At 68.8% G+C, this 25438-nt stretch carries 24 protein-coding genes and 1 pseudogene; 14 read left to right on the forward strand and 11 right to left on the reverse strand.

The window, feature by feature from the left end; genetic code table 11:
- Positions 1–2 precede the first annotated feature (2 nt).
- Positions 3–944: pseudogene (locus tag OG990_RS06340) on the reverse strand (helix-turn-helix transcriptional regulator); the annotation flags it as partial.
- Positions 945–1019: 75 nt separating this feature from the next.
- On the opposite strand from OG990_RS06340, the gene OG990_RS06345 reads away from it, so the two are divergent.
- Positions 1020–2153 (forward strand): epoxide hydrolase family protein, encoded by a 1134-nt coding sequence (locus OG990_RS06345; RefSeq protein WP_406081678.1) that lies wholly within the window; start codon positions 1020–1022, stop codon positions 2151–2153.
- Positions 2154–2268: 115 nt separating this feature from the next.
- On the opposite strand, the gene OG990_RS06350 is transcribed toward OG990_RS06345, so the two are convergent.
- A complete protein-coding gene (locus tag OG990_RS06350; protein WP_406079350.1) occupies positions 2269–3450 on the reverse strand; it encodes an MFS transporter in 1182 nt (393 codons plus the stop codon).
- Positions 3451–3724: 274 nt separating this feature from the next.
- Between OG990_RS06350 and OG990_RS06355 the strand changes: the two genes are divergently transcribed.
- The 3 genes from OG990_RS06355 to OG990_RS06365 all read left to right on the forward strand — a co-directional run bounded on the left by OG990_RS06355 (position 3725) and on the right by OG990_RS06365 (position 7781).
- Positions 3725–3940, forward strand: a complete 216-nt coding sequence (locus OG990_RS06355; protein WP_406079351.1) for a hypothetical protein — start codon at positions 3725–3727, stop codon at positions 3938–3940.
- Positions 3941–3973: 33 nt separating this feature from the next.
- On the forward strand, positions 3974–4480 hold the full coding sequence (locus OG990_RS06360) for an ArsR/SmtB family transcription factor (protein ID WP_406079352.1): 507 nt from the start codon (positions 3974–3976) through the stop codon (positions 4478–4480).
- A gap of 145 nt (positions 4481–4625) precedes the next feature.
- The gene (locus OG990_RS06365) at positions 4626–7781 is read left to right on the forward strand and encodes a BTAD domain-containing putative transcriptional regulator (protein WP_406079353.1); all 3156 of its coding nucleotides are present in this window, start codon (positions 4626–4628) and stop codon (positions 7779–7781) included.
- 19 nt (positions 7782–7800) lie between these two features.
- On the opposite strand, the gene OG990_RS06370 is transcribed toward OG990_RS06365, so the two are convergent.
- The 3 genes from OG990_RS06370 to OG990_RS06380 form a co-directional block, all read right to left on the reverse strand.
- A complete protein-coding gene (locus tag OG990_RS06370) occupies positions 7801–8637 on the reverse strand; it encodes a DUF4097 family beta strand repeat-containing protein (protein WP_406079354.1) in 837 nt (278 codons plus the stop codon).
- Positions 8638–8823: 186 nt separating this feature from the next.
- Positions 8824–9573 carry an ABC transporter permease gene (locus OG990_RS06375; protein WP_406079355.1) on the reverse strand — a complete coding sequence of 250 codons (750 nt, stop codon included), beginning with the start codon at positions 9571–9573 and terminating at the stop codon, positions 8824–8826.
- On the reverse strand, positions 9570–10511 hold the full coding sequence (locus tag OG990_RS06380) for an ATP-binding cassette domain-containing protein (protein ID WP_406081679.1): 942 nt from the start codon (positions 10509–10511) through the stop codon (positions 9570–9572). Before OG990_RS06380 ends, OG990_RS06375 begins: the two co-directional genes overlap by 4 nt.
- 270 nt (positions 10512–10781) lie before the next feature.
- Between OG990_RS06380 and OG990_RS06385 the strand changes: the two genes are divergently transcribed.
- On the forward strand, positions 10782–11120 hold the full coding sequence (locus tag OG990_RS06385) for a hypothetical protein (protein WP_406081681.1): 339 nt from the start codon (positions 10782–10784) through the stop codon (positions 11118–11120).
- A gap of 97 nt (positions 11121–11217) precedes the next feature.
- On the opposite strand, the gene OG990_RS06390 is transcribed toward OG990_RS06385, so the two are convergent.
- Entirely contained in the window at positions 11218–11706 is a 489-nt protein-coding gene (locus OG990_RS06390) for a nitroreductase/quinone reductase family protein (protein ID WP_406079356.1), read from the reverse strand.
- A 181-nt stretch (positions 11707–11887) separates the two neighbouring features.
- Between OG990_RS06390 and OG990_RS06395 the strand changes: the two genes are divergently transcribed.
- From OG990_RS06395 to OG990_RS06410, 4 genes are all read left to right on the forward strand, one after another.
- Entirely contained in the window at positions 11888–12385 is a 498-nt protein-coding gene (locus tag OG990_RS06395; protein ID WP_355603835.1) for a DinB family protein, read from the forward strand.
- 145 nt (positions 12386–12530) lie between these two features.
- The gene (locus OG990_RS06400; protein WP_386983175.1) at positions 12531–13145 is read left to right on the forward strand and encodes a dihydrofolate reductase family protein; all 615 of its coding nucleotides are present in this window, start codon (positions 12531–12533) and stop codon (positions 13143–13145) included.
- A 371-nt stretch (positions 13146–13516) separates the two neighbouring features.
- Positions 13517–13993, forward strand: coding sequence for a hypothetical protein (locus tag OG990_RS06405; RefSeq protein ID WP_386983173.1), 477 nt, complete (start codon positions 13517–13519; stop codon positions 13991–13993).
- 73 nt (positions 13994–14066) lie between these two features.
- Positions 14067–15896, forward strand: coding sequence for a glycoside hydrolase family 15 protein (locus OG990_RS06410; RefSeq protein ID WP_406079357.1), 1830 nt, complete (start codon positions 14067–14069; stop codon positions 15894–15896).
- Positions 15897–15925: 29 nt separating this feature from the next.
- Here OG990_RS06410 and OG990_RS06415 read toward each other — a convergent pair whose 3' ends face one another.
- Entirely contained in the window at positions 15926–16399 is a 474-nt protein-coding gene (locus OG990_RS06415) for a DUF2231 domain-containing protein (protein ID WP_406079358.1), read from the reverse strand.
- 526 nt (positions 16400–16925) lie between these two features.
- Between OG990_RS06415 and OG990_RS06420 the strand changes: the two genes are divergently transcribed.
- From OG990_RS06420 to OG990_RS06430, 3 genes are read left to right on the forward strand one after another with little or no spacing between them, the layout of a single operon-like run.
- Positions 16926–17273, forward strand: a complete 348-nt coding sequence (locus tag OG990_RS06420; protein WP_406079359.1) for an ArsR/SmtB family transcription factor — start codon at positions 16926–16928, stop codon at positions 17271–17273.
- Positions 17270–17737, forward strand: coding sequence for an SRPBCC domain-containing protein (locus OG990_RS06425; protein WP_406079360.1), 468 nt, complete (start codon positions 17270–17272; stop codon positions 17735–17737). The genes OG990_RS06420 and OG990_RS06425 overlap by 4 nt, the downstream gene beginning before the upstream one ends.
- The gene (locus OG990_RS06430) at positions 17734–18090 is read left to right on the forward strand and encodes a nuclear transport factor 2 family protein (RefSeq protein ID WP_328418084.1); all 357 of its coding nucleotides are present in this window, start codon (positions 17734–17736) and stop codon (positions 18088–18090) included. Before OG990_RS06425 ends, OG990_RS06430 begins: the two co-directional genes overlap by 4 nt.
- Positions 18091–18109: 19 nt before the next feature.
- Here the strand turns inward: OG990_RS06430 and OG990_RS06435 are convergent, their stop codons facing one another.
- Complete coding sequence (locus OG990_RS06435; RefSeq protein WP_406079361.1) at positions 18110–18820, reverse strand: DNA alkylation repair protein; 711 nt, start codon at positions 18818–18820, stop codon at positions 18110–18112.
- Positions 18821–19047: 227 nt separating this feature from the next.
- On the opposite strand from OG990_RS06435, the gene OG990_RS06440 reads away from it, so the two are divergent.
- On the forward strand, positions 19048–20112 hold the full coding sequence (locus OG990_RS06440) for an N-acetylmuramoyl-L-alanine amidase (protein WP_406079362.1): 1065 nt from the start codon (positions 19048–19050) through the stop codon (positions 20110–20112).
- Between the two features lie 98 nt (positions 20113–20210).
- On the opposite strand, the gene OG990_RS06445 is transcribed toward OG990_RS06440, so the two are convergent.
- Positions 20211–20531, reverse strand: coding sequence for a hypothetical protein (locus OG990_RS06445; RefSeq protein ID WP_406079363.1), 321 nt, complete (start codon positions 20529–20531; stop codon positions 20211–20213).
- Between the two features lie 17 nt (positions 20532–20548).
- Between OG990_RS06445 and OG990_RS06450 the strand changes: the two genes are divergently transcribed.
- Complete coding sequence (locus OG990_RS06450; RefSeq protein ID WP_328418076.1) at positions 20549–21442, forward strand: universal stress protein; 894 nt, start codon at positions 20549–20551, stop codon at positions 21440–21442.
- A 22-nt stretch (positions 21443–21464) separates the two neighbouring features.
- Here OG990_RS06450 and OG990_RS06455 read toward each other — a convergent pair whose 3' ends face one another.
- A complete protein-coding gene (locus tag OG990_RS06455; RefSeq protein WP_406079364.1) occupies positions 21465–24215 on the reverse strand; it encodes a cation-translocating P-type ATPase in 2751 nt (916 codons plus the stop codon).
- A 93-nt stretch (positions 24216–24308) separates the two neighbouring features.
- Positions 24309–25319: an Acg family FMN-binding oxidoreductase gene (locus tag OG990_RS06460; RefSeq protein WP_406079365.1), complete on the reverse strand. Its 1011-nt coding sequence runs from the start codon at positions 25317–25319 to the stop codon at positions 24309–24311.
- Positions 25320–25438: the final 119 nt, after the last annotated feature.

Here is a 25438-nt window from a genome sequence, read left to right on the forward strand (position 1 = left end):
GTGGCGTCGATGAGTCGGGTGGCGAGGTGTCGGATGTGTGCGATCAGTTCGGGTGGTTCGTGGATCTGGAAGGGAAAGCCGGACAGCGCGACGTAGATGGCGATTTCGTCGAGGGAGTTGGATCCGGTGTGTAGTTGGCAGGTGTGCGGGTCGATGGCTTCGATGACGCCGACAGTGGGTGGGAACCGTTCGGCGGCGGTCTCGGCTGGCGCGTGCAGGGTGATCAGGGCCTGGTAACGGTATGGGGCGGTGGATACGCCGCGGGTGAGGTAGCCGGCGAGGTCGACGTCGGGCGCTTGTCGCGGGGTGAATCGCGGGCCTGTCGGGATGCGGGGACGGATCCGGTCGACGCGGTACGTGCGCCAGTCGCGCCGGTCGGTGTCCCAGCCGATCAGGTACCAGCGTCGGCCGGTGTGGACCAGTCGGTGCGGTTCGATGTCGCGTACCGAGCTCGTGCCGTCGTGGCGTTGGTAGTCGAAGCGGAGCCGGTGGTGCTCGCGGCAGGCGGCGGCGACGGCGGTGAGTACGGCTGGGTCCACGGTCGGTCCGCTGGCCGGGACCGTGACGGTGACCGAGTGCAGCAGGTTGACGCGGTGTCGTACGCGCGAGGGCAGGACCTGTTCGAGTTTGGCGAGTGCGCGCAGTGAGCTGTCCTCGATACCGGTCACCGTGCCGCTTGCGGCGGTGCGCAGCCCGATGGCGACGGCGACGGCCTCGTCGTCGTCGAGCAGCAGCGGCGGAAGCTTCGTCCCGGCGCCGAGCCGGTAGCCGGCCGCGCCAGCGATGGCGTGCACTGGATAGCCCAGATCACGCAGTTTCTGGATGTCACGCCGCACAGTCCGTACGTCGACCTCCAGGCGCTGCGCAAGGTCTGCGCCGGTCCAGTCGCGCGGGGTTTGCAGCAGTCCGAGAAGCCGCAGCAGTCGCGCGGAGGTTTCCAACATGCTCAGAAGTTTGTCATGCGCCTAGGGCGGAACCTGTCCTAGCTGGTCCGTAGCGTGGCAGTCATGAGCGAAGAGATCACCCCATTCAAGATCGAGATTTCTCAGGACCGCCTCGACGACCTGCGCCGGCGGCTCGCCGACGCCCGCTGGCCGAGCCAACTGCCGGGCACGAGCTGGGAGGCCGGGGTGCCGCTGGGCTACCTGAAGGATCTGGCCGACTACTGGGGCACCTCTTATGACTGGCGTGCCCATGAGGCGCAGCTGAACGAGTTTCCGCAGTTCACCACTGCCATCGACGGCCAGACCGTGCACTTCCTGCACGTCCGTTCGCCCGAGCCGGGGGCGCTGCCGCTCATCATCACCCATGGTTGGCCCGGCTCGATCGTGGAGTTCATGAAGATCATCGGCCCGCTGACCGATCCCGCCCGGTACGGCGGCGACCCTGCCGACGCTTTCCACGTGGTAGCCCCGTCGCTGCCTGGCTTCGGCTTTTCCAGCCCGCTGTCCGCTCCGGGCTGGGACACCAGCCGGGTAGCCCGGGCCTGGGCCACCCTGATGGAACGCCTCGGTTACCACCGCTACGGCGCCCAGGGCGGGGACACCGGAGCGATTGTGTCCCCCGAGCTCGGCCGTATCGACCCCGACCGGGTGATCGGCGTGCACGTCAACAACCTGGGGACCTTCCCCTCCGGCGATCCGGCTGAGCTGGCCGACCTCACCGAGGCCGATCAGGCCCGACTCGCGCTCATGTCGACGTGGGGCCAGGACATGAGCGGATACGCGATCGTCCAGTCAACCCGTCCGCAGACCATCTCCTACGCCCTCACCGACTCACCGGTCGGGCAGCTCGCCTGGATCGTCGAGAAGTTCAAGGAATGGACCGACCCGAGCGCGAACCTGCCCGAGGACGCCATCGACCGCGACCTGATCCTCACCGATGTCTCGATGTACTGGCTGACCGGCACCGCCGGATCCGCGGCCCACATCTACTACGAAGGGGCCCGCAGTTGGGGCCAGGCCCAGACCCGGTCGCCAGTGCCGACCGGGGTGGCGGTGTTCCCCAACGACATCACCATCCGACCCCTCGCCGAACGCGACCACAACGTGGTGCACTGGGCCGAGTACAGCCGCGGCGGTCACTTCGCCGCCCTGGAAGCACCCGATCTCCTGGTCGACGACATGCGCGAATTCTTCCGCTCGCTCCGCTGACCACAAACGCGTCAGGCTAGAGGTCTTGCTGGCCCGGACCGCCCCCCGGTCCGGGCCAGCAGGAGTACGCCCGATCATGCTGATGAGGACAGTGTGTCCCGTAGACCGTGCGGGCTCAGCCGACGTGGACCGGAACCGTGATCGGGCGGCGTATCGCTGCGGCGAGGGTGGCGCTGATGCACAGCGATGCCAGCGCCATGACAGCCATCGCGGCGCCGACCGGCAGGATCTGCGCTACGGCCCCGGCCATGGTGGTGCCGACCGCCTGCATCGTGAGCATGCCCGCCGAGTGCAGGCCGAGCGCCTGGCCGCGGATGTCGTCGCCGGTCTGAGCGAGCAGGCGTTCCTGCAGCAGCAGACCGGCGCTGTAGCCAGCCGCTCCGAGTGCCGCGGCGGTCAGGGCGACGCCATACGGTAGAGGCAGTGCGAACAGCAGGAACGGGGCCGCCAGCAGGATCTGTAGCGGCGTGATCAGCCGCCGGCGGTGCCGTTGCGGCAGGACCCGGCCGACGAGAACGTCACCGGTCAACATCCCGAACGCGGTTACGACGAACAGCGCGCTGGCCGAAGCGGGCGCGTACGGGACGAACAGCGCCTCGCAACCCACGATGAAGCCGTTGGGCAACCACATCGCGAGGTACGTGGCGCGGCGTGCTGGCGACGCCCACAGTTGGCCGTTGACCTGCCAGGTCCTGCGGATCGACGGGCGGCCTGCGGCGCGCGGCGGGCGGCCGCTGAGCCCGAGCCGGGCCACGGCTGCGGCGAGGAGATTGAGCCCGGCGGCGGCCAGCAGCGCCTGGCGGGGCGACAGCACCACCAGTAGCAGCCCACCCGCGGCGAAGCCGGCGATCTGCGTCACCCCGACCGCCATGTTGAACACCGACCGCCCCAGGAGGTAACGCTCGGCCGGCAGGATCTCATGGAGCAAACCCCAGCGCACGCCGCCGGCGACCGAGTTGACCAGCCCGATGCCGAGGACGACCAGCACCATGCCCCACGCCGGGAGGCCAGGCACCGCCAGGACCGCCGTACCGGCGGCGAAGAGAACCGCGATGCCGGCCGTCGCGGCCCGCGGCGGCAGTCGGTCGGCGGCCGACAGCACGGTGAAAATGCCGATCATCTGGGCGAACGATGAGCCGAACATGCTCAACGCGGACAGCAGCGGCGAGCCGGTCGCCCCGTACACCAGGGTGCCGAGGGCCAGGCCACTAACCGTGCGGGCGGCGATGGTGGCTGAGGCGCTGGCGAACATCGGCGTGAATTCCGGTGTACGAAACAATTCGCGGTACGTACTCATGGCCGGCAGTCTCAGTGGGCGGCTCGGTGAGGCCCTAAAGTTTCCTGTGGAGACGAAACGTGGGGGTGTGGCTGATCGGCTCCGACACGCTCGCGCGGAGCCGGTTCACCCTGTCGCCGCTGGCCGAGACGGTCGGGCGCCTGGTGGTGCTCATCGGACGGCCGGCACCGGCCGGCGAAGGCAGCCAACTGGACGTGGACCGTCTCGCCTACCGCGAGCGCATCGCGGCGGACTCGTTCGCGGCGACGTTCGTGAAGGTGGCGTTCCGGCGGGCATGGCTTCCCGATTTCCTGACGCGCCGCGGCCGGGCGATCGCTCCATCGATGACGAGCTGGGCAGGCTCGCCGCGACCCCGTCCGGCACCTACCTCGACGACCTCGCCGTCGCCCTGCAGGGTCCGGTGCCCGACGCGCTGCGGGTGCCGGACGGCGCGGCCCGAGTGGCCGACCTGCTGTCGTGGATCTGGACCCGCAGTGTCGAACCGGACTAGCCGTGGCGGGCCCGGGCGTTCGAGGCCGACGTCGTGGCCCGAACGCACCAGCTCAGCTCCGGTGGCTGGGCGACCGCGCTGGACGGCATGCGACCGGGAATGCGATGGCTGGGCGACGGGCGGCTGCAGATCAACACGTACGACTACCCGCCGCGCGACATCTCCGGGGCCGAGCTGGTCTTCATTCCCGCCACGACCCGCCGCGGCTGGGTGGCGTCCGACCCGCGGCAACGCCGTTATGCCGTCATCTACCCGTGCTCAGGGCTCCTCGCCCGGCCGCGGACCGGCGCGACGCCCGAGGCGTTGGCAAGGCTGCTGGGACCGGTACGTGCCCGCATCCTCACCGCACTGGGCACGCCGAAGAGCACCACCCAGCTGGTGGCGCTGACCGGGTACGGACTCGGCTCGGTCGGCGGCCACCTGCGGGTGCTGCTGGACGCGAGACTGGTCAGCCGGCGACGATCAGGCCGTTCAGTGCTGTACTACCGCACCGGCACCGGCGACGATCTCGTCCGCGCGCAGTCCCAGTCCGACACCTAGCGGTCAACGCCGCCACCGGCAGTACCGGCTCCGCCTCGCTGGGTCAGGTCGGCAAATGCGGCAGTACCCCCAATGGCACCGGATTCGACCTCCGCCCAGCTCACCGTCGGCGGGGCTGCCAATCGCCCGTGGCAAGATCTGCCAGGTGCAGATCGGGATGCTTGGACCATTCGAGGTTCGTGCGGACGACGGCGTCTTGGCCGACGTGCCGGGTGCCCGGTTGCGTGGTCTGTTGATTGCCCTCGCGCTCGAACCACGACACGTGGTCCCGAAGGCGACTCTCATCGACTGGATCTGGGGTGAGCGGCCGCCCTCCGACGCGACGAATGCCCTGCAACGCTTGGTTTCCCGGCTGCGCAAGGCGCTGCCGGAAGGCTGGATCGAGGGGCAGCCGGACGGCTACCGGTTGACGGTGGAACCCGACGCTGTCGACGCCGTGAAGTTCGAACGCCTCATTACGGCGGGCCAGGTCCAGAATGACGATGATCCGCGGCGGGTACGGCTGCTGCGCGAGGCCCTCGCACTGTGGCGCGGTGCGGCCATGCAGGGCGTCGATTTGCCGGATAGTGCCGCGTTGGACGCGGCGGTCACCCGGCTCGAAGGGCTACGCCTGACAGCCATGGAGGATCGGTTCGATGCCGAGATCCGCCTCGGCCACGGTGTGGAGCTGGTCACGGAGCTGACCGACCTGGTGGCCGCGCATCCGGTGCGAGAACGGCTTGTCGCCGCGCTGATGCGTGCCCTCGTCGCGGCCGGCCGCGACACCGACGCGCTGCTCGTGTACCAGCGCGCGAGAGAGGCACTGGCGGACGCGCTGGGCGTCGACCCCTCTCCGGAGCTGTCCGCATTGCACGTCGCGCTGCTGCGGGGCGGGTTGGGACGACGGCGGGAGGAGAACCGGAAGACCAACTTGCGTGCCGAGCTGACCAGCTTCATCGGCAAGGACGCCGATATCGCCGCGGTCCGCGAACTCCTCGCCGAGCATCGGCTCACCACTCTCATCGGGCCGGGCGGCTCGGGGAAGACCAGGCTGGCCACGGAAACCGCGCGCACGCTGCTCGGCGACCTGCCGGACGGGGTCTGGCTGGTGGAGCTCGCAGCCATCGGCGCGGATGCTGACCTGGCGCAGTCGGCGCTCGCCGGGCTCGGCCTCCGGGATGCTCTGCTCGGCGGGGCACCGAACGTGGAGCCGACGGACCGGCTCATCGCCGCGATCCGCGATCGGGAGGCGCTGCTGATTCTGGACAACTGTGAGCATGTGATCGAGTCGGCGGCGGCGTTCGCCCATCGAGTGCTCGGGGAGTGTCAGCGACTGCGGATCCTGGCGACGAGCAGGGAACCGCTCGGCATCACCGGGGAGGCGCTGTGGCTGGTCGAGCCACTGACCTTGCCGGAGGGGGACGCCAGCCCCGGCGAGATCGAGTCCTCTCCCGCCGTCCAGATGCTGCGGGACCGGGCGGGCGCGGTGCGCACGGATCTCGCGCTCGACGCCCACACGTTGTCGACGATGGTGCGCGTCTGCCGGGCGCTGGACGGGATGCCGCTGGCGATCGAACTGGCCGCGGCCAGGCTGCGCACCATGTCGATCGATCAGCTCGCCCACCGGCTCGACGACCGGTTCCGCCTGCTGACCAGCGGTAGCCGTACCGCGTTGCCGCACCACAGGACGCTGCGCGCGGTGGTCGACTGGAGCTGGGAGTTGCTCACCGACGCCGAACGGATGGTCCTGCGCAGGCTCTCGGTGTTCTCCGGCGGGGCGAGCTTGGAAGCGGCCGAGCGGGTCTGCGCCGGCGATACGGTCGAGCGGGAGCAGGTGCTCGATCTGCTCACCGCGCTGGCCGAGAAATCGCTCCTGGTCGCCGATCGCGACAGCGCACCGCGCTACCGGATGATCGAGACGATCAAGGAGTACGCCGGGCACCGCCTCGCGGAGGCGGGGGAGTCGGACCTGGCGCGCTCTGCGCATCTCGCCTACTTCACGGAACTCACCGAGACCGCGGAGCCGCATCTTCGCCGCGCCGAGCAGGTGCGATGGCTCGCCACGCTCGAGGTCGAGCACGACAACATCGGTTCTGCGATGCGTGGTGCGATCACGGCCGGCGAGGCGCACGCGACGATGCGGCTCGCGGCGAACGCCGGCTGGTACTGGTGGCTCGGCGGGCACCGGGCCGAAGGCATCGAGCTGCTCACCGCGGCGACCGAAACGCCCGGCGAGGTGACCGACGAGATCCGGGCGACGGTGTACGCCCTTGTCGGGCATTTCCTGAGTTCCGGGCGGGGCGACGAACATCAGACGGAGGAGTGGATCCACAAGGCGTACCGGTTCGGCCAGGGCAGTCAGCGCGGCCAGGGCCGACACCCGGCGCTGGCGTTCGTCGCCGCCATGGAACGCATGTTGCAGGCGCCGGACGAGATCTTGCCCGCGTTCGAAGCACTGTTGGACGACGAAGACCCCTGGGTCCGCGCGATGGCCCGGCTCCACCTCGGCAAGATGCGGATCATCCTCGGCCAGGACGGGCGGGATGCGGACGCGCATCTCGAGATGGCGCTCGCCGAGTTCCGGGCAATCGGCGAACGGTTCGGGATTTCCTTCGCCCAGACCGAGCTGGCGGACCGCATCGCCGCGCGCGGCGAGTTCGCCGCTGCCTGCGAGCACTTCGAACAGGCGATCGCGGTCGTCACCGAAGTCGGTGCCATCGAGGATGTCATCCGCATGCGGTCGCGACAGGCTCAGCTGTACTGGCTGCTGGGCGACAAGGAGTCCAGCGCGGCTGCGATTGCCGAGGCGCAACGGCACGCGGCACGGGTCACCTGGCCGGACGCGCTGGCCGAGCTGGCCCTGGCGAAGGCGGAACTCGCCCGTTGGGGCGGCGACGCGGAGGAGGCACACCAGCAACTCGGCGTCGCGACAACCATGCTGGGCGACACTGCGGAGCGTGCGCACATCCGCGCGGTGACACACGATCTGCTCGGCTACCTCGCCGACGACCTCGGCGAGGCCCGCACATACCGCGCAGCGGCCTGCCAGGCCGCGGCCGAGGCGGGGCACGCACCCGTGATCGCGCAGGTCCTCGTCGGGATCGCGGACCTGGCACTGCGCTGTGAACAACACGAGCAGGCCGCGCGGTTGCTCGCGGCGAGCGCCGCCGTGCGCGGGCTGCCGGATCGTTCCCAGCCGGACGTGGCCCGGATCGAGCAGGCCGCGCGGCTCCGCCTCGGCGACACACGGTTCGCTGAGGCGACTCGGGAGGGTACGCAGACGAGTTGGCATCAACTGGTCACGGTCACACTCGCCGCCTGAACGGGGCAGGCGCCCACGGTCAGTTTGCTACGCGTTGAATGCTGATGTCGCCGTGCCGCGTGCGGGCGTGAACCGTGACCTTGTTGTCCGACGTGTCAGGGTTTTCCGGGGACGGAACGGAGTTGCGCACCGACCCTCGCTCGCTGTTGGCGTCCACCCAGGCGGCGGTGCCCTCGCTGATGCCGACCTCGATGTTTCCCGAGCCGTTCAGCAGCTCCGCCTGACCGCGCGTCAACCGGCCGATCCGAATGGCGCCGTCGCCTGTCTTGGCGGTGACGCTGCCGTCGGCGCGGTCGATGTCGAAACCGCCGCTGCCACTGCTGAGATCAAGGTCGGACGATGCGTGGCCGATCCAGATCTGCCCGCCCGAGCTCGAGAGCTTGACGGTGTCCTTGACCTCGCTGATCCGCATTGCGAACGACGCACCGTCGATGGTGGCGCACTCGGCGATGTGGCCGATCGTGACCTCACCGGCCGTGATGTTCGCCCGCAGCGCGTTGATGCGATCGAGGTGGACCCGACCCGATGCCATGTGCAGCTCGCACTCTCCGAACGAGCCGTCGGCGTGCACATCCGAGTACGTCAGGTACGAAACCAGGCTGGAGCCGGCGGGCAGGTCGATCGTGATGGCGACCGAACCGTTCTTGTCTCCGGACGCGGTCGTCTTGACCGATAGCTGACCGCCGGCGAAGTCGACCTTGGTTTTGTTGGCAACCTTGACATCCGACTGGCTCGCCTTGTTGATGGGTTCGACCAGCACTGAGGTGTCGGTCCGCTCGCTCGCGGTGACCCGCACCTGAGCACCGGCGACAACAACGGTGGCGACGATGGGTTCTGGCGTGGCGAAGGTAGGCATGACAACTCTCCTCTTGTCTCATCCTTGGTCCGTGTGGTGGGGGCTGAGCCGCCCCAGCCGGTGAAGCATCGATCCGCACGGCCACGGCGCGCGCTCGTCGCTGGCGAGCGCGCGCCGTATCAGCTGTCGATCACGGCCTTGGAGGTCGGCCCGATCACAGTCCTCGGAAGGTCATCGCCCGGAAGGTCACGCGCGCTTCTTGAACGTGGAGCCTGCCCAGAGGTATCCGATGAGTGCGATGCCGACGCACCAGGCGATGGCGGTGATCGTGGTGCTGGTGGATGGTGTGCCGTTGAGCAACCCGCGGAGGGTTTCGATGATCGACGTGAACGGCTGGTACTCGGCGAACTGCCGGAGGCCCGGCCCCATCTTCTCCGCCGGGACGATCGCGCTGCTGAAGAACGGCAGCATGACCAGTGGCACGGCGGCCAGGCCAGCGGTTTCTGGGGACTTGGCGAACAGTCCGAGGGCGACGGTGAGCCAGCCGGCCGCGAACCCGAGCAGCACGATGATGCCGAGCACGGCGAGCCAGTCGAGGGAAGTCGCCGACGGGTTGAATCCCAGCAGGAAAGCCACCCCGAGGAGGGATCCGATGGCGATCAGGTTGGTCAGCAGGCTGGCGATGACGTGACCGGTCAACACCGCACCACGGGAGACGTCCATGACCTTGAACCGGTTGATGATGCCCTTGGTCATGTCAGAGTTCACCGCCGTGGCGGTGGCCCCCAGCCCGTAACACACGGCCAGCAGCATCAGCCCCGGCGTGGCGTAGTCGATGTAGTCGACACCGACGTTGAAAGCGTCTCCGAACATGTACACGAACATCAACATGAGCACGATCGGCATCAGGACCGCGTTGAACACCGACGTCGGGTTCCGGGCGATGTGCTTGAAGTTGCGACGCAACATGACCATCGAGTGGGATGGGGTGCTCATTTCGCTGCTACCTCCGTGGTGCGGCCGGTCAGGGCGAGGAAAACGTCATCGAGGTCTGGGGTGTGCACGGAGAACGCTTCGGCGTTGATCGTGTTTTCGTCGAGCCTGTCGAGCAGTGCCCGCAGTGACTTGGTTCCGCCGTCGCTGGGCACTCGCAGGGTCAGTGCTTCGTTGTCGCGGGTGGAGTCGGTGAGGACCCGCGCGGCCGTGTCGAGTTCGCCGGCGGTGGTGAACCGGAGTCGGACGTGGCTGCCGGGGACCTGGGCTTTGAGGTCGTCGGGTGTGCCCTGGGCGACCAGGCGGCCCTGGTCGAGGACCGCGATCCGGTCGGCGAGCTGGTCGGCTTCCTCGAGGTACTGGGTGGTGAGGAAAATGGTCACGCCGTCGGTGACCAGCTCGCGGACGATGTCCCACATCGTTCGGCGGCTGCGCGGGTCCAGTCCCGTCGTCGGCTCGTCCAGGAAGATGATGCGGGGCTTGCCGACCAGGGTCATCGCCAGGTCCAGCTTCCGGCGCATACCCCCGGAATAGGTCGACACCGGCTTCAGCGCCGACTCGGCCAGGTCGAAGCGTTCCAGCAGGTCGGTGACGACCCGCCGGCCGGCGGTAGAGCCCAGACGCTTCAGGTCCGCCATCAGCTGCAGGTTTTCCTGCCCCGTCAACAGCTCATCCACCGCCGCGAACTGACCGGTGACCCCGATCGCCGCCCGCACCGCCTTGGTCTCGGTCGCGACATCATGCCCGGCAACCCGAACCGTCCCGGCGTCGGCCTTCATCAACGTGGTCAACACGTTCACCGTCGTGGTCTTACCCGCCCCATTCGGACCGAGCAGGGAAAACACCGTGCCCGCACGCACATCCAGATCGATGCCATCGAGCACCACCTTGTCCCCGAAGGCTTTCCGTAGCCCTGAAACTGCAATCGCAGAACTTGTCATGTGCCCACTGTCGGCAGCCGGCCTGTCACGGTCCTGACACGCCCCTGACACGGCCACTGACATGGCCTGGTCCGAGGGAACGGTTGGTGTCCGCTGCGGCGGTCGGGAGTCCAGCACCTCTGGTGCCGCCTGTGGCAGCATCGGGACGTGTGACATGGCCGTCCGACGAAGTGTCGGTGTTCCGCGCGCTCGATGCCTGTGGGCACCGAGCGCCAGGGCCAGACCCTTCGATGGCAAGAAGGAGGACGCATGGCACGGGGGCCAGTGTTGGTGATCGGTCTCGATCCCGTCAGGATCCCGGGCTGGGACCCTGAGCCGGTCGTAGCGGCGATCGCACGCGGTCAGGCCCGTTTCGTTGATCTCGATATCGAGGCCGACCTGTGCTTGGTGGTGCCCGACGAGACCGCCGAGGGAGCGATCGTCGAGGCGTTGACCCGGAAGGACTACGCCTGCGTGGTGGTTGGGGGCGGCATCCGCAAGCATGAGCCGTTGCTCGAGTTCTTCGAGACGGTGGTCAACCTCGTTCGGCAGCGTGCTCCCGGGGCGGCCATCGCCTTCAACAGCAGCCCCGAGGACACTGCCGACGCCGCACAACGGTGGCTGCGGTAGGCCAGCAGGGCACAGCGTCGGGCCGGCCATCAAGGCCAGTTGTCACCGGGCGCCGGGGGAGACCCCGTCGGATCCGCGTCGTGAACCCGGGCCGCAACTACTCGGTAACGTGCTCGACGGCAGGCCGGGGCTCCAGGAGCACCACAGCGGTCTCGGACGACCGCAGCGCCGCGAAAGCGTCGAGTTTCGTGTCGATTTCGCGCCACCGGGCCCACAGTCGCACCCGCTCCTCGCCTGTCGCGGCGCGCCCACGTACCAGCCGCTGCCCGTCGACCAGGTCGACGGTCGCATCCGGATGCGACTGCAGGTTGAGCCACCAGGCGGGCTCAGCCTCACCCCATCCATTCATCGCCAGCGTGAACAGATTCTGCCCATCCTCCAGGTACGCGACGATGACGCTGCGCTGCTGGCCGGTGCGGCGCCCGGTGGTGGTCAGCCGCACGGTGCCCCAGCGGTTGGCGCGGGGCCGCCAGAGTCCGACCCGGCCGCGAAAGACCCGATACAGGCCCCGGTGAACGTGCCAGGCCAGCCGGATGAACCAGCGTGGCGGAAGCTTCGGCTTTTCCGCTCGATTCTCTACCGACATCACGACCTCCTATGGCGGGCCAGGCTGGTCAGCCTGGCCCGGCGGGTTTGACCACCGCGCCGACGACTATCCGCCATGAACGTGCTTTCCCTCGCCAGGTGCCTAGCGTGGCACCCGCCAGCTTGAATCACCAGAGCCGTTCTAGTTGCTCTTGGTTGGCGGGTCTTGAGATGCTGCGCAGATGTCTTCCTTCCCGCCGACATTCGCCGAAGACGTGATCAATCAGCCGGCGAAGGCCCAGTTCGAGGCGTTTCTCGATGAGCACCGCCGCGTGCTCAATGACTGCTTGGACGGGCTGACCGAGGAGCAGGCGCGCCGATCGTTGGTGCCGTCCCGGACGACGCTGCTGGGCTTGGTAAAGCATGCGACTTTCGTCGAGAAGGTCTGGTTCGACGAAGCCGTCACGTGCCGATCGCGCGCCGAGATCGGCATCCCCGCGACGCCAGACGAGTCGTTCATCCTCGATGACGACGACACCATCGCTACCCTTCGGCGAGCACATGCCGAGGCATGCGAAGCGTCACGCCGTGCGACGTCACCCCTCGGGCTGGACGACACGGTGCATGGCAACCGGCGCGGCCCGCTCCCGCTGCGCTGGGTGTACCTCCACGTGCTGCGCGAGCTCGCTCAGCACGGCGGGCACGCAGACATCCTGCGCGAGCAGCTTCTGAGCGAGTAGCGCGGGCGTCCGCACATGCCGCCGACAGGCGTTCACGAGCTCGACACGCGAACTCTTCGTAGCGGCGGACCGTGGCTGGCCGATGAGTTTGGGATGATGCGCCGGTGTACCCGCCGATACCACCTGACTCGAAGGGATCACCGCGATGGCAAAGGTCATCTCCACGCTGTTCATCTCGGCCGACGGTGTGGCCGAGATCGACCCCGATTGGCACTTTCCGTACTTCGACGAGAACATGGGGCGCGCCGTCGGCGAGGACTATGACACCTCTGACGTGCTGCTCATCGGCCGCGAGACGTACGACAGCTTCGCCGGAGCCTGGCCCGACCGTGAGGCCGCCGGTGGGGAGGATGCACAGTTCGCCAAGCAACTCGGGGACGTACGCAAGGTGGTCGTCTCGCGTCAGCCGCTGGAGTTCTCCTGGCGCAACTCCGAGCTGATCAAGGGCGAACTCCTCGATGCGGTCGCCTCGCTCAAGGCTGATGCCGGCATCAAGGGCATCCTCATCCCTGGGTCGATCTCCGTGGTGCAGCAACTGCTGGCCGCGGGGCTGGTCGACGAGCTGCGCCTGCTGGTGCATCCGGTAGCGGCGCGTAAGGGCCGCAAGCTGTTCGACGAGGGCGATACGGCGTACCACCTGAAGTTGACGGCGACGGAGGCGTTTCCGACGGGCGTGATCCGGGTGATCTACTCGCCGACCGCGGCACCGACCAAGGCCGGCTACGACGAGGTCAAGGACCAGGTACCCGGAGGGAACTAGTCGCCTCCACGAGGAGGATCGCCGCGTCGGCAAGGAAGCCAGCACCGAGGAACTTTCGGATGTTCACGGTCGCTCTGGTGTTCAACAAGGCCGTCCGGCGAACCGCCGGTCCTGCAGGTGCCGTGCGCCTAGGGTAAGACCCGGGCGACCACCGTGGCTGATAGCTGTGCGAAGACATGCGCTACGGACGGCGCCGAACATGACTCTTCCTGTGCTAGCCGGAAGGCGTGCGATGTCCGGGATCAATTCGCGTTGCCGCGTACGGATGGGCGGGGCGGCGCTTGTTCGACCGGTACCGACACGGTCACCTTCACGCGCGGCCGCGCATGTCTGCCAGGCCGGGCCAGCGTTGGCCGCCTGCTCTCGCTGAGATGGACTGGGCTGGATGGGCACTGTTCGGGTTGGTCGCCACCGTGGCGCTCACCGCGACGTCGATCACTGCGCAGATGGCCGGGCTCACCCGTCTCGACCTTCCTCTGGTGCTCGGGACCATCGTCACCGAGGATCCCGACCGGGCCCGGGTCGTCGGGTTCTTCATCCACCTCGCTGCCGGTCAGGGCTTCGCGCTCGGGTACGCGGCCGTGTTCGCCATGCTGCATCGCGCCACCTGGTGGATCGGAGCGCTGCTCGGTGCACTCCACGTCGCGATTGCGCTGACTGTGCTCCTGCCCCTGCTGCCTGGTGTCCATCCGCGCATGGCGTCACATCGGGCCGGCCCGGCCAGCACCGCCGTGCTGGAGCCGCCCGGCCTGTTCGCCCTCAACTATGGCGTTCAGACTCCGACGGTCACGGCACTCGTCCATGTCGTCTACGGGGTGGTCCTCGGGCTACTCCTTCAGGCTCGTTGACCTGCACCGGCAGCGATGAGCATTCCTGGCTGGCGCGCGGCCGCCGCCGGCAGCTCGTCGCTGGAGGTTCCTCATGACTGCCGTCCCCTCGACCCGTCAGTGGCCTCCGGCGCCGATCGGAGACTATGGGCTGCTCAGTGACACCCGCACCGCTGCCCTCGTCGCCAGTGACGGCGGGATTGACTGGCTCTGCGTGCCCCGCTTCGACGGCGATCCCCTGTTCGGCCGGCTGGTCGGTGGCCCGGCGGCGGGGGCCTTTCGGGTCGGGCCGGCCAGACCCGCCACAGTCGTCGAGCGGCGTTACCGGCAGCACACCGCCACGCTGGAGACGACCTGGATGGTGGACGGCTGCCGGCTCACCCTCACCGAGGCCATGGTGGCCGAGCTCGCCGGACGTCTGCTGCCCACGACGATGCTCGTGCGGCGTCTGTCGGCCGAGGGAGGTCCAGTCGACGCCGTTGTGGAGTTCGATCCCCGGCTCGGTGCCCAGCACCGCCGACCCCGGGTCCACCATCGCGGGCGGGATCTCGTGTGTGAGTGGGGGTCGCTCGCGGTGTCGCTGGGCTGCGCACCCGGAGTCACCGTCGAACCGGGTACGCCCACCGCGGTCACCGTCATGCCGGGTCGTCCGGTCACCCTCGTCCTGGCCATCGCCTATCGCGAACCGTTGATCCACGTCGAGCCGGCCGCGGCCTGGGAAATTGTCGTCGCCGACGAGGGCCGTTGGCGGGACTGGGCCGCAGAAATCGACGCGTCGCTGCCGTTCCGGGAGAGCGTCGTACGCAGTCTGCTGACCCTGCGGTTGTTGACCTACTCTCCGTCGCAGGCGCCGGTGGCCGCACCGACGACATCGTTGCCCGAGGATCCGGGCGGGGTGCGCAACTGGGACTACCGCTATGTCTGGCCACGAGACGCCAGCATCAATGTCAACGCGTTCCTCGGCGTCGGCAAACTCCGGGAGGCCAACGGATTCCTCGCGTGGTTGCTGCACGCCAGCCGGCTGCAGCGACCGCGCCTGCCGGCGCTGCTCACCTTGGACGGCCGCCACGTACCGCGAGAGCGGGAGCTGTCCGGCTGGGGTGGCTACCTCGACAGCACGCCGGTACGGGTTGGCAATGCCGCCGCCGAGCAGCACCAGCTCGACGGCTATGGCTGGGTGGTCGACGCCGCGTGGGTGCTCGTGCAGGCCGGGCACCGCCTGAATTCGGAGACGTGGCGGGCGGTGCGCGGCTTTGCCGATCTGGTCGCCCAGCGCTGGCCGGAGCCCGATGCCGGCATCTGGGAGGTGCGCGAGCCCGTCCAGCATGTGCATTCCAAGCTCATGGGCTGGCTCGCTCTCGACCGGGCCCTGCGCATCGCCGCTACTCACCGGCTCTCCGAGCGGCAGCGCCGCCGGTGGCAGGGCGCCCGGGATGCCATCGCCACCGATGTCCGGGCCCGGGCCTTCGACCCGTCGCAGGAAAGCTACGTCGGCAGCTACGGCTCACCGGCACTGGACGCGGCTCTGCTCGTCCTGCCCTTGCTGGGCATGGACGACATTGCGTCGCCACGCATACGCGGCACCATCGACGCCATTCGTGACCGGCTTTCTGCCGGCGGCCCACTTCTCTACCGCTACCCGTCAGGACGCGACGGCCTCCCCGGCTCCGAAGGCGCGTTCCTGCCCTGCTCATTCTGGCTCGTGCAGGCCCTCGCCCACACCGGACGACGCACCGAGGCGGTCGAATTGTTCCAGGAACTGCTCGGACGCGCTAACGCACTCGGCCTCTACGCCGAAGAGTTGGACCCCGCAACCGGCGCTTTCCTCGGCAACTACCCGCAGACGCTGACCCACGCCGCGCTCATCCAGGCCGCACTCGCGATCCGGGATGCCCCGGTTGTTGATCAGGAGACCGTGCGATGACCACGCCCATCCCGCAATCCCGACAGCTTCTAGCGGGCCAGGGAGCTCGGGGCATTGACGCCGGCATCCGCGCTCACCCCGATGCCCAAACGCTCGACGAGTTCGCCACCGAGCCAGGCCGTGACACCGGACAGAACGATTCCGACAAAGCTCAGGACCAGTGCCGCCGCAGGGGGCTCCCAGTTCTCCGCATTCAGCCGCAACAACCAACTGATGCCGAAGAGCAGCACCACGACGACGTTCCCGAGCCCATGAGCGGCCCCGACCCGTTTGGCGCGAGTCCCGGCCGGGATGGCTTTCCAGTCGATCATGCCGAACAGCGCGGCGAGGAGACCGCCGAGCACACCGGCGGCGATGGTGTACGCGGCGGAGATCTGAAAGCCGGTTCGATCCGTGATGAGATACAGGATGTCGAAGATCACCGAGGTGGCCAGTAGCCCCAACGGGAAAACGATCAACATTGGGTGAATGCCGTGTCCCATGACCTTGGCTCGGCTCTCCATCAAAGTCCCCCTCGCCGCGCGGCGCTGATGCCGAGGCAGCCGTTACCCGCTTATCCGGCGTTTACACGTTTGCTCCGCGCGGTGCCTCGTCGGGGCGGGGAGTGGATCTAGCGGTGTTTCCGGCCTGACCCACCAGGCGTTGCGCCTGGTGAGCAGGGTGCCGTGATGACCTCGACACTGAACACCGCCGGCCGCAACTCCCGCCGGGGTTATGGTCGCCGAGGACATGGCCATGTTCCTGATGGCCAACGCTGGCGTCCTCACCGCCACCGCCGACGCCGCACCCGAAACGTCGCGCCGGCTGGTCGCGTACTTCCTCCAGGCATGCGCCGCCACGGCGGCCGAGCCCCTGCCGGCCCCGCCCGGATGTACCGGGCCATGCTCCGCTTCGCCACAGCCAAGCGCTGACGGCTTCGTAGCGGACCGTAGTCGTGGGGCCAGGCCGCCCTGGATTTGGGTGGAGGTCGGCGGTCCATCTTTGAAAAAGATGGCTTGCGCAAACGATCGTTTGCGCTATGGTGAAGCCATGCCCTCCTCGCTCGCGACACCTGGCCCAGACCTCGATTCGGCCTTCGCCGCTCTCGGTGACCCGGTCCGTCGCGCCCTGGTGACTCGCCTCACGCGGGGTGACGCCACGGTGGGAGAGCTGGCTGAACCCTTCGACCTGACCCCACAGGCGATCTCCCACCACGTCGGTGTCCTGCGGCGGTGCGGCCTGGTCGAGCAGCGACGCGAGGGCACCAGACGCCCCTGCCGACTGAGGGCCGATCAGCTGTCGCTGCTCAGCACGTGGATCGACGACCAGCGCCGCGCCTGGGACGACCGGCTCGACGCCCTCGAACAGCACCTCACCGGCGACGGAGCCGTCCGTTGACCGCCAGCGCAGAGCTCCGCGGCGACGAACTGATCGCCAAACGCCACCTCCCGGCGGACCCTGAACGTGTCTGGACCGCCTTCACCTCGCCGGCAAGCATCGCCGCGTTCTGGGGTGGCTCACACGCCACCGTGCCCCCTGAGTCCGTGACCGTCGACCTGCGTCCCGGGGGAGAGTTCGCACTCGACACCCGCGCGCCGGACGGCGCGACCCGCCGGCTCCGGTTCGTCTACGTGAGCATCACCGCACCGCACGAACTCGTGTTCGATGAGCCCGTCACCGGCCTCCGCACGACCGTGACCGTCCGCCCCGCCAACGGCGGCACGGACCTCATCGTCCACCAGCGCAGGCTTCCCCCCGAGCTCCGGATCGCCCAAGCAGCCGACGGGCTCGCCTCGATCCTCGACGCCCTCGCCACACACCTGCAGCACCACGAGGCCACACCAGAGTGGAGAACGCCATGACACCGACGACCCAACGCGACCTCGTCGCCGAGTACTTCGACGGATTCCGGACGAGCGACCACCCGCGAATCCTCGCGACCCTCACCGACGACGTCGAGTGGGTCATCCACGGCCATCGGACCACCCGGGGCAAGGCCGAGTTCGACGGCGAGATCGAGAATCCGGCGTTCACCGGCAGCCCCGAGCTCGACGTCCACCGCGTCCACGAGGACGGCCCAGTCGTCGTCACCACGGGCGAGGGCCGCGGCGCCAGCGTCGAGCACGGGCCGTTCCGGTTCGCCTTCAACGACCTGTTCACATTCCGCGACGGGCTCATCGCCCGTGTCGACTCCTACCTCGTCCCGCTGCCCTGAATCGGCGGGCATCAATCATCTAGGCCGCGCCGGACAGGTACTCCCTGCGTCGCTGCGGTTCAAACTTTTCGATCGCGTAGCGCAGCATGACCCGCGGCATGACTGGGTAGCGTCGGGCCAGGAACTCCTCCTCCGCCGCTCTGTCACGGTTGCCTACCTCGCGCAGCATCCAGCCCACCGCCTTCTGGACGAGGTCGTGTGGGTCGCGCAGGAGCCGTTCACTGAGGCGGAAGGTCCACTGGAAGTCACCGACCTTGATGAAGGCGAAAGTTGCCATGATGGCGATGCGCCGGTCCCACACCAGGCTCGACTCGGCCAACCGGTCCAGGACGCTCCGGTCCTTGTCGATCAGCCAAGGGCCGACGATGTACGGCGCCGATGAGTCCACCAGGTCCCAGTTGTTGATGCGGCCGGTGTTGGCCAGGATGATGCCGAAGATCCGGCCGCGTTCCTCCTCATCTGCCTTGGTGAACTTGCGCACCAGGATGAACAGCGACGTCAGCCGCTCCTCATGCACGCCGCTGCTCAGCAGCTTCGCCGTTTCGGCCAGCGAGAGCTCGCGCCAGTAGCGGGCGGCCACCTTGCGCTGTTCCGGCACGGAGACACCGATGGTCTTGTCGCCCTCGCCATACCCACCCGGGGCCATCTGCAGAAACTGGCTCGATGCCGCCGCTCGACGTGGGTCGGCGAGGCTGGCGAGTTCGTGGCGGACGTCGGCGGTCGTGGCCATGACTGTGCAACCTACCGCGACCGCCGGTGGCTGCGGTGCTGCATCCGAAGAGGACTGCTCGCCGTGCGCTTGAGTGCCCTGCGTCGTCCCACGGTTGGTTGACCGGCGGCGCAGTGGCGGAAACCTCCGACGGTCAGATCGCTAGGCGAAGACATCTTTCATATCCATCGACGGTCCGCTATATTCCGTCCATCGTTGATCTCTTCGGTTCCCCATGAGAGGTGCATATGTTCGATGACGTGGCGCTACGGCGGCGTACCCTGCTGGCGGCCCTCGCCGGTGCTGCGGCCGCCCCCATCTTCGGGGGAGCCGCGCATGCCGCGTTGCCCAAGATCTACATCGACCCCGGCCACGGCGGCACCGACTCTGGGGCGGTCGGCAACGGGTTGCAGGAGAAGGCCCTGACGCTCGACATCTCCCTGCAACTGCGCAGTATCCTGCTGGCCAGCTGGAACGTCGACGTCCGTATGTCCCGGACGACCGACATCACTCGCAGCCTGGCCTACCGCACCGACGACGCCAACGCCTGGGGTGCCAACCTCTTCGTGAGTGTGCACATCAACTCCGGGGGCGGCACCGGCTTCGAGAGCTACCGGTACCCGACGGCGGACGCCGCCACCGTCAATCTGCACAACGCGTTGCACCCGAAGGTGATCGCCGGCATGCGGTCGGTCAGTTCGGTCACCGACCGGGGGCTGAAGACGGCCAACTTCCACGTGCTGCGCGAGACGAACATGCCCGCGGTGCTCACCGAGAATCTCTTCATCGACACCTTGGCCGACGCGAACCTGCTCAAACGGGCCGACTTCATCACCGCCACCGCCCGCGCGCACGCTCAGGGCATCGCCAGCTATCTGGGGCTGGGCAGCACCCCCCCGCCCACCTTCAGCGTCATCGTGGACAACGCCACCGCAGGGCGGTTCACGGCGAGCACCAACTGGGGGACCTCGAGCTACTCCAGCCAGCGCTACGGCGCTGACTACCGCTTCGCCGACCCCACCCCCGCCAGCGACGCCGCCTGGTTCAAGGTCGACATCCCGGCGGCCGGAAACTACCGGATCGAGGTACGGCACCCGGCCGATCCGGGGTACAACAGCTCAACCCCGCACGTCATCGCCACCGCCTCGGGCACCCAGACGGTCAACGTGGACCAGCGCGCCAACGGTGGCGTCTGGCGTTCGCTCGGCACCTTCTCGCTTGCTGCCGGCGACCGCAACCTGGTCGCGGTGAGTCGGTGGACCAGCGCCGCCGGCTACGTCGTGGCCGACGCCGTCCGGGTCACCCGGGTCTAGCGCACCGCGGAGCCACAGGGGGAGTCGGCTGCACGATTCCTTCCGGCGGCCGTGGAGACAGGTCAGATGCTCTGACCGGTCTCCACGGCTTTTCTCCGTCAGGCCCGGCCGCCCTGCGCGAAGTAGTGCTTGTCGGCGAGGTCGATCACCACCCGACTGCCAACGACGTCGGGCGCTGGTCTTCGTTGATCGGCCCCTTGGGCGGCGCCGTGATCGCCACGTCGGACGCGGCGGTCGGTCAGGCTTCGCGGCAGGGCCGCCGGTTGGTAGCGCCAGGGCGAGAGCCGGTGCTGACCTGCGCCGAAGATATGATCAGGTTGTGCCCTTCTGCCGTACTTATCCAGCCGGCCGGCCACCGCAGGCGTCGGTATCGGCATGCGGCGCGCGCTCTCATCCGGGGCGCGGCTTTGTTCGGGCACGTTAGGGAGGTTGTGCGGTGAGTGGCGCGAACGTCAGACGAGTAGTGGTGGGTTACGACGGGTCTCCGGCCGCGAGCTCTGCGATCGAAGCCGGGGGGCTGTTGTTTCCTGGGGCTCACGCATGGATCGCGCATCTGTGGACGCCTCCGTTCGCCAGCGAGGAGTTGCGGCGGCGGCTGTGGACGGGTACCCGCAACATCAATGTGTATGTGCAGGCGGTCGAGCGTGAGGGCGGCCGCGAGGCCGATCGCTTGACATCGATGGGTGTGATGCTGGCCGGGGCCGCGGGCTGGGACGCTGAGCCTCTCGTGTGCCGCAGCTACGGCGGGGAAGGGCTGCAGCTGGCCGAGGCGGCCGACGAGAAGCAGGCCGATGTGCTGCTGATCGGCTCCCGAGGGCTGGGCGGCGCGCGGGCGGTACTCGGCAGCGTGTCGGACATGGCCGTGCACTACAGCCCGCGTCCTGTGCTGGTGGTGCCACACCCGCTGTTGACCGACGAACATGCCGCGCTCGCCGACGGGCCGATCGTGGTCGGCTGGGACTCCTCGGCAAGCGCCGAGGCTGCGCTCACCACCGCCCGGCGGCTCTTCCCCGAACGTGATGTCGTTCTGGTCTCTGTCGAGAGCGACGGCGACAGCGACAGCGAGAAGAGCCCTGCGGTGGCGGCGCCAGGCGATCAGCACGTGACTACCGTCCGTGTGCGCGCCGGAGCTGGGGCCCCCGGGCGGGCCGTTGCCGACGCGCTGGCCGCGGTCGCAGCGGACCGAAAGGCGAGCCTGCTCGTGGTCGGCTCGCGCGGACGTTCGGCCGTGCGCAAGATTCTGCTGGGCAGCGTCGCCATGGCCACCCTGCACCGCGCCCACCGGCCCGTCCTGGTGGTCCCTGAGGTTCCTGCCAACGAAGCTGACTAGGGCACCTGCCCCTAGGGTGCTGTCACGACACGCCAGCCCCGGCGGCCAGGCTCTGCCGGTGCCGACGGCTGCGCGTCAGTGCCTTGACGACTTCACCGGCGATCAGGATCGTTGACCCGACAGCAGCGCAGGCCAGCCACTGGCCTGCGCTGAGGTCGGTCGTGGTGAACAGTCCGTTCAGCACGTCGAGTTCCACGACCAGCACGAGCAGGGCCACCACCACGCCGGTGGCGACGAAGGCAGACCGGTTGCGCAGCGTTTCCCGTGAGAACACGCTGCGGGTGAAGCTGCGGACGTTGAGCAGGTTGAACACCTGGAAGAAGACGAACGTCACGAACGCCATGGTGCCGGCGATCGTGGCGTGCGCCGCCGCCGGGGCGGGCCCGGGCGCCAACTGCAGCACCGCGACCGTTCCCGCAGCCATCACGGCCGCAGCCAGCACGATCCGACCCATTCGCTGCCGGTTGAGGATGTGTTCCCCCGCAGGCCGTGGTGGTCGGCGCATCGCGTCCGGGCTGACCGGGTCGACACCCAACGACATGGCGGGAGGACCGTCCATGACGAGGTTGACGAACAGGATTTGCAGAGCGGTGAAGGGTGCCCCGCCGGCGATGCCGGTCACCGACGCGACGAGGAAGGTGATCACGAATGCGAACGCGGTGGACACCTGAAAACGGGTGAAGTTGACGATGTTGTCGTAGATGCCCCGCCCTCCGTGAACGGCGCGGACGATCGTGGCGAAGTTGTCGTCGGTGAGGATCATGGTGGAGGCTTCCTTGGCCACCTCCGTGCCGGTGACGCCCATCGCCACGCCGATGTCGGCGGCCCGCAACGCGGGGGCGTCGTTGACGCCGTCGCCGGTCATGGCGACCACGCTGCCGGTGTTCTGCAGTGCCTGCACGATCCGGATCTTGTGGGCCGGCGAAACACGGGCGATGACGCCGATGTCGGCCAGGTAGTCGGCGAGGTCGTCGTCGCCGATGCGGTCCAGGTCCCTGCCGGTGACGGCTCTGCCCTGGATGCCGAGATTCTCGGCGATCGCCGCTGCCGTGACGGCGTGGTCGCCGGTGATCATCCGGACTCGGATGCCGGCGTCGCGGCAGGCGGCGATCGCGTCGCGGGCCTCCGGGCGTGGCGGATCGACGATTCCCACCAGCGCGAGCAACACCACACGATCGAGTAGTTTCCGCAGGTCTGCTGCGGCATCGAAGTCCGCCGCCGGCAGGTCCTGCACACCGATCGCGAGTACTCGCAGTCCGCGCCGTGCAAGGTCCGCGTTGGCCTCGCCGTATCGCACCCGCGCGTCGTCGTCGAAGGCGACGACGTGCTCCCCGTCAAGGTGCCGGTCGGCGCGTTCGGCGAGGACGTCCGGCGCGCCCTTGATGAAGGCCCGGACGATTTCCTCTCCGTTCTCGCCGGTCCAGAGGTGGAAGGTGATCATGTATTTCTGATCGGCGTCGAACGGCACCTCGGCGAGTCGGGGACGTTGCGCGCGCAGGCGCGCGACATCGACGTCACCCTTCTCCGCGAGCACCACCAGGGCGCCCTCCGTGGGGTCACCGACCAGCGCATCGTCCCGCAGCACCGCGTCACTGCACAGCGCCATCGCGGTGAGCGCGTCCTTCAGCCCACCCGGCCCGACGCCGCCGTCGGTGGTCTGGATCTGCCCGTCGGTGCGGTAACCCTCACCAGAGACGGTGAACGGCCGGCCCGCGAAGACCATTTCCCGCGCCGTCATCTCGTTCAACGTCAACGTGCCGGTCTTGTCCGTGCAGATCTCCGACGTGCTGCCCAACGTCTCCACCGACGCCAGCCGCTTGATGATCGCTCCGCGGCGGGCGAGACGGCCGGTTCCCATCGCCAGGGTGAACGCCACGACCGCCGGCAGTCCCTCGGGAATGGTCGCCACTGCGAGCGAGACCGCGGTGACGAAAAGCTCGTGGAACTGCTGCCCTCGCGCCAGTCCGAGGCCGAACACGATGGCGATGACGATGCCGGCGGTCACCGCCAATGTGCGACCGAGGGCGTTGATCTGCCGTTGCAGCGGGGTCAGACCGGCCCGGGCCTCGTGCAACAACCCGGCTACCCGACCGATTTCCGTATCCATCCCCGTGGCAGTGACGACTGCCTCGCCACGACCGCGGGTCGCCATTGTGTTCATGAACAACAACGTGACGCGATCACCCAGCGCGGCGTCCGGCCGCACGTCGGCCTCCGCCCTCTTCGTCACGGGTTGCGCCTCGCCGGTCAGGGACGACTCCTGCACCTCCAGCGAAATCGCCTGCAGCAACCGCGCGTCGGCCGGCATCCGGTCGCCCGCCTCGACCACGACCACGTCACCCGGCACCAGCTCTTCGGCGTTGACCCGAAGCAGCCGACCGTCCCGGCGCACGGTCGCCGCCGTCACGAGCATCCGTCTGAGCGCCTCCAGCGATGCCTCCGCCCGAGACTCCTGCACGAACCCGATCGTCGCGTTGAGCAACACCACGACGGCGATCGCCGCCGGTGTCTCCCACTCCCTGCTGACCAGCAGGCTCACCACGGCCGCCACCAGCAGAATCACGATGAGCAGGTCCTGGAACTGCCGGAGGAGAGCCCTCCACCACGGCTCCCTGGGTGCCTCGGCGAGGCGGTTGAGCCCGTACTGACTCCGCCGCCGCTCGACCTCCAGCGCGGTCAACCCGTACGGTGGCTCGACCGCGAAGGCCGTGGCGACGCCGTCTGCTGCGACGGCGTGCCAGGCGACCGGATCGCCCGAGCCGGTCTTGGTCATGCGGCCATCACTACCACTGATCACCCGACCATCCTTTCCGATCAGGTCTGCGGCTGCCCGCATGACAGGACGAGATCGGCGTCACCGTCGGTGCTATGGCAGCTGGCCGGCCACCGCCGAGGTGTCGACGGTCTGCGCGGTCTCCAGCCGCGGGGCGTGCGGCAGGTCCGCGTGCGTCGGGTCGGCCACGCCGAGCCGCATGGCGAGGTACGGGAAGCCCAGGCCGGACAGCATTCGCCGCAGCGTCTGGCGGGTGCCGTCGACCTCCACCACGCCGGAGAGCGGCACCAGGGACACCCCGAGCCGGGTGGCCGTGAGCCAGGCGGCGGAGAGCCCTTCGCCGGCGCGCAGCCAGCTGTCCGGTTCGTCCTCGCTGCCCCAGAGGATCCCGTAGACGGCGGCCTGGTCGTGGCCGGAGCCGACCGGCAGGGTGCCCGCGCGGCCGAAGTCGCGCACCGGGACGGTGGTCTGTGGCGCCTGCTCGGGCAGCACCTCCGGCGGCAGCCCGGTGCCGGCGCCGGCGCGGCTGGTCCAGTACGCCAGCTCCTCGCGCAGCCCAGGGCTGGCCGCCTCGACAGCGGCGGCCTGCTGGGCAGCGCTGGCCAGCTCGAGCTTCTGGGTGTCGTCGAGGACCTGGAGGTTCGCGCCCTCGCGGGTGGCCGCCCGTTCGATCTCACCGAGCATCGCCGGGGGAATCTGCTCGTCACTGACCGGGCGGCGGTCGGTGTGCCGCACCTCAATGGCCTGGACCAGACGCGTGGCGTCCGGGTCGGCGCCGGTGTGGTGGAAGCTGGTGAGCCGGGCCAGCAGGTCGGACTGGGCGGGGTCGGGCAGCCGCTCCACCACCGGTGTCCAGCCCTTGGCGGCCAGCGCCACCCGGGCGTGGTGCAGCGCGGCGCCGCAGCTGATCGCCTGCAGCCGGCCCTCAGGGTCCGTCGCGCTGAGCTGGCGGTCGTGGACCACCCGCAGCTCCAGCGCGTCGGGGAGGACCGTCCAGCGCCACGGCTGGGTGTTGTGCACCGAGGGTGCGTGGCCGGCCATTCCGGCGGCCTCCGCGAGCGCGGTGGTCAGCGGGTGATCGGTAGCCGGCGTCTCGTGGCTCATCGTCAGACCCCTTCGTCTCTTCGAATGATCACCCTACGCAGGCTAGTCAGGGGTGCTGCGGGCGTGTCCGTGCGGACCGACCAGCGATGCGACAGGCGGTCGCCGGTGGCCGTCCCGTT

Source organism: Micromonospora sp. NBC_00858, from assembly GCF_045207365.1.
Lineage (GTDB): Bacteria > Actinomycetota > Actinomycetes > Mycobacteriales > Micromonosporaceae > Micromonospora.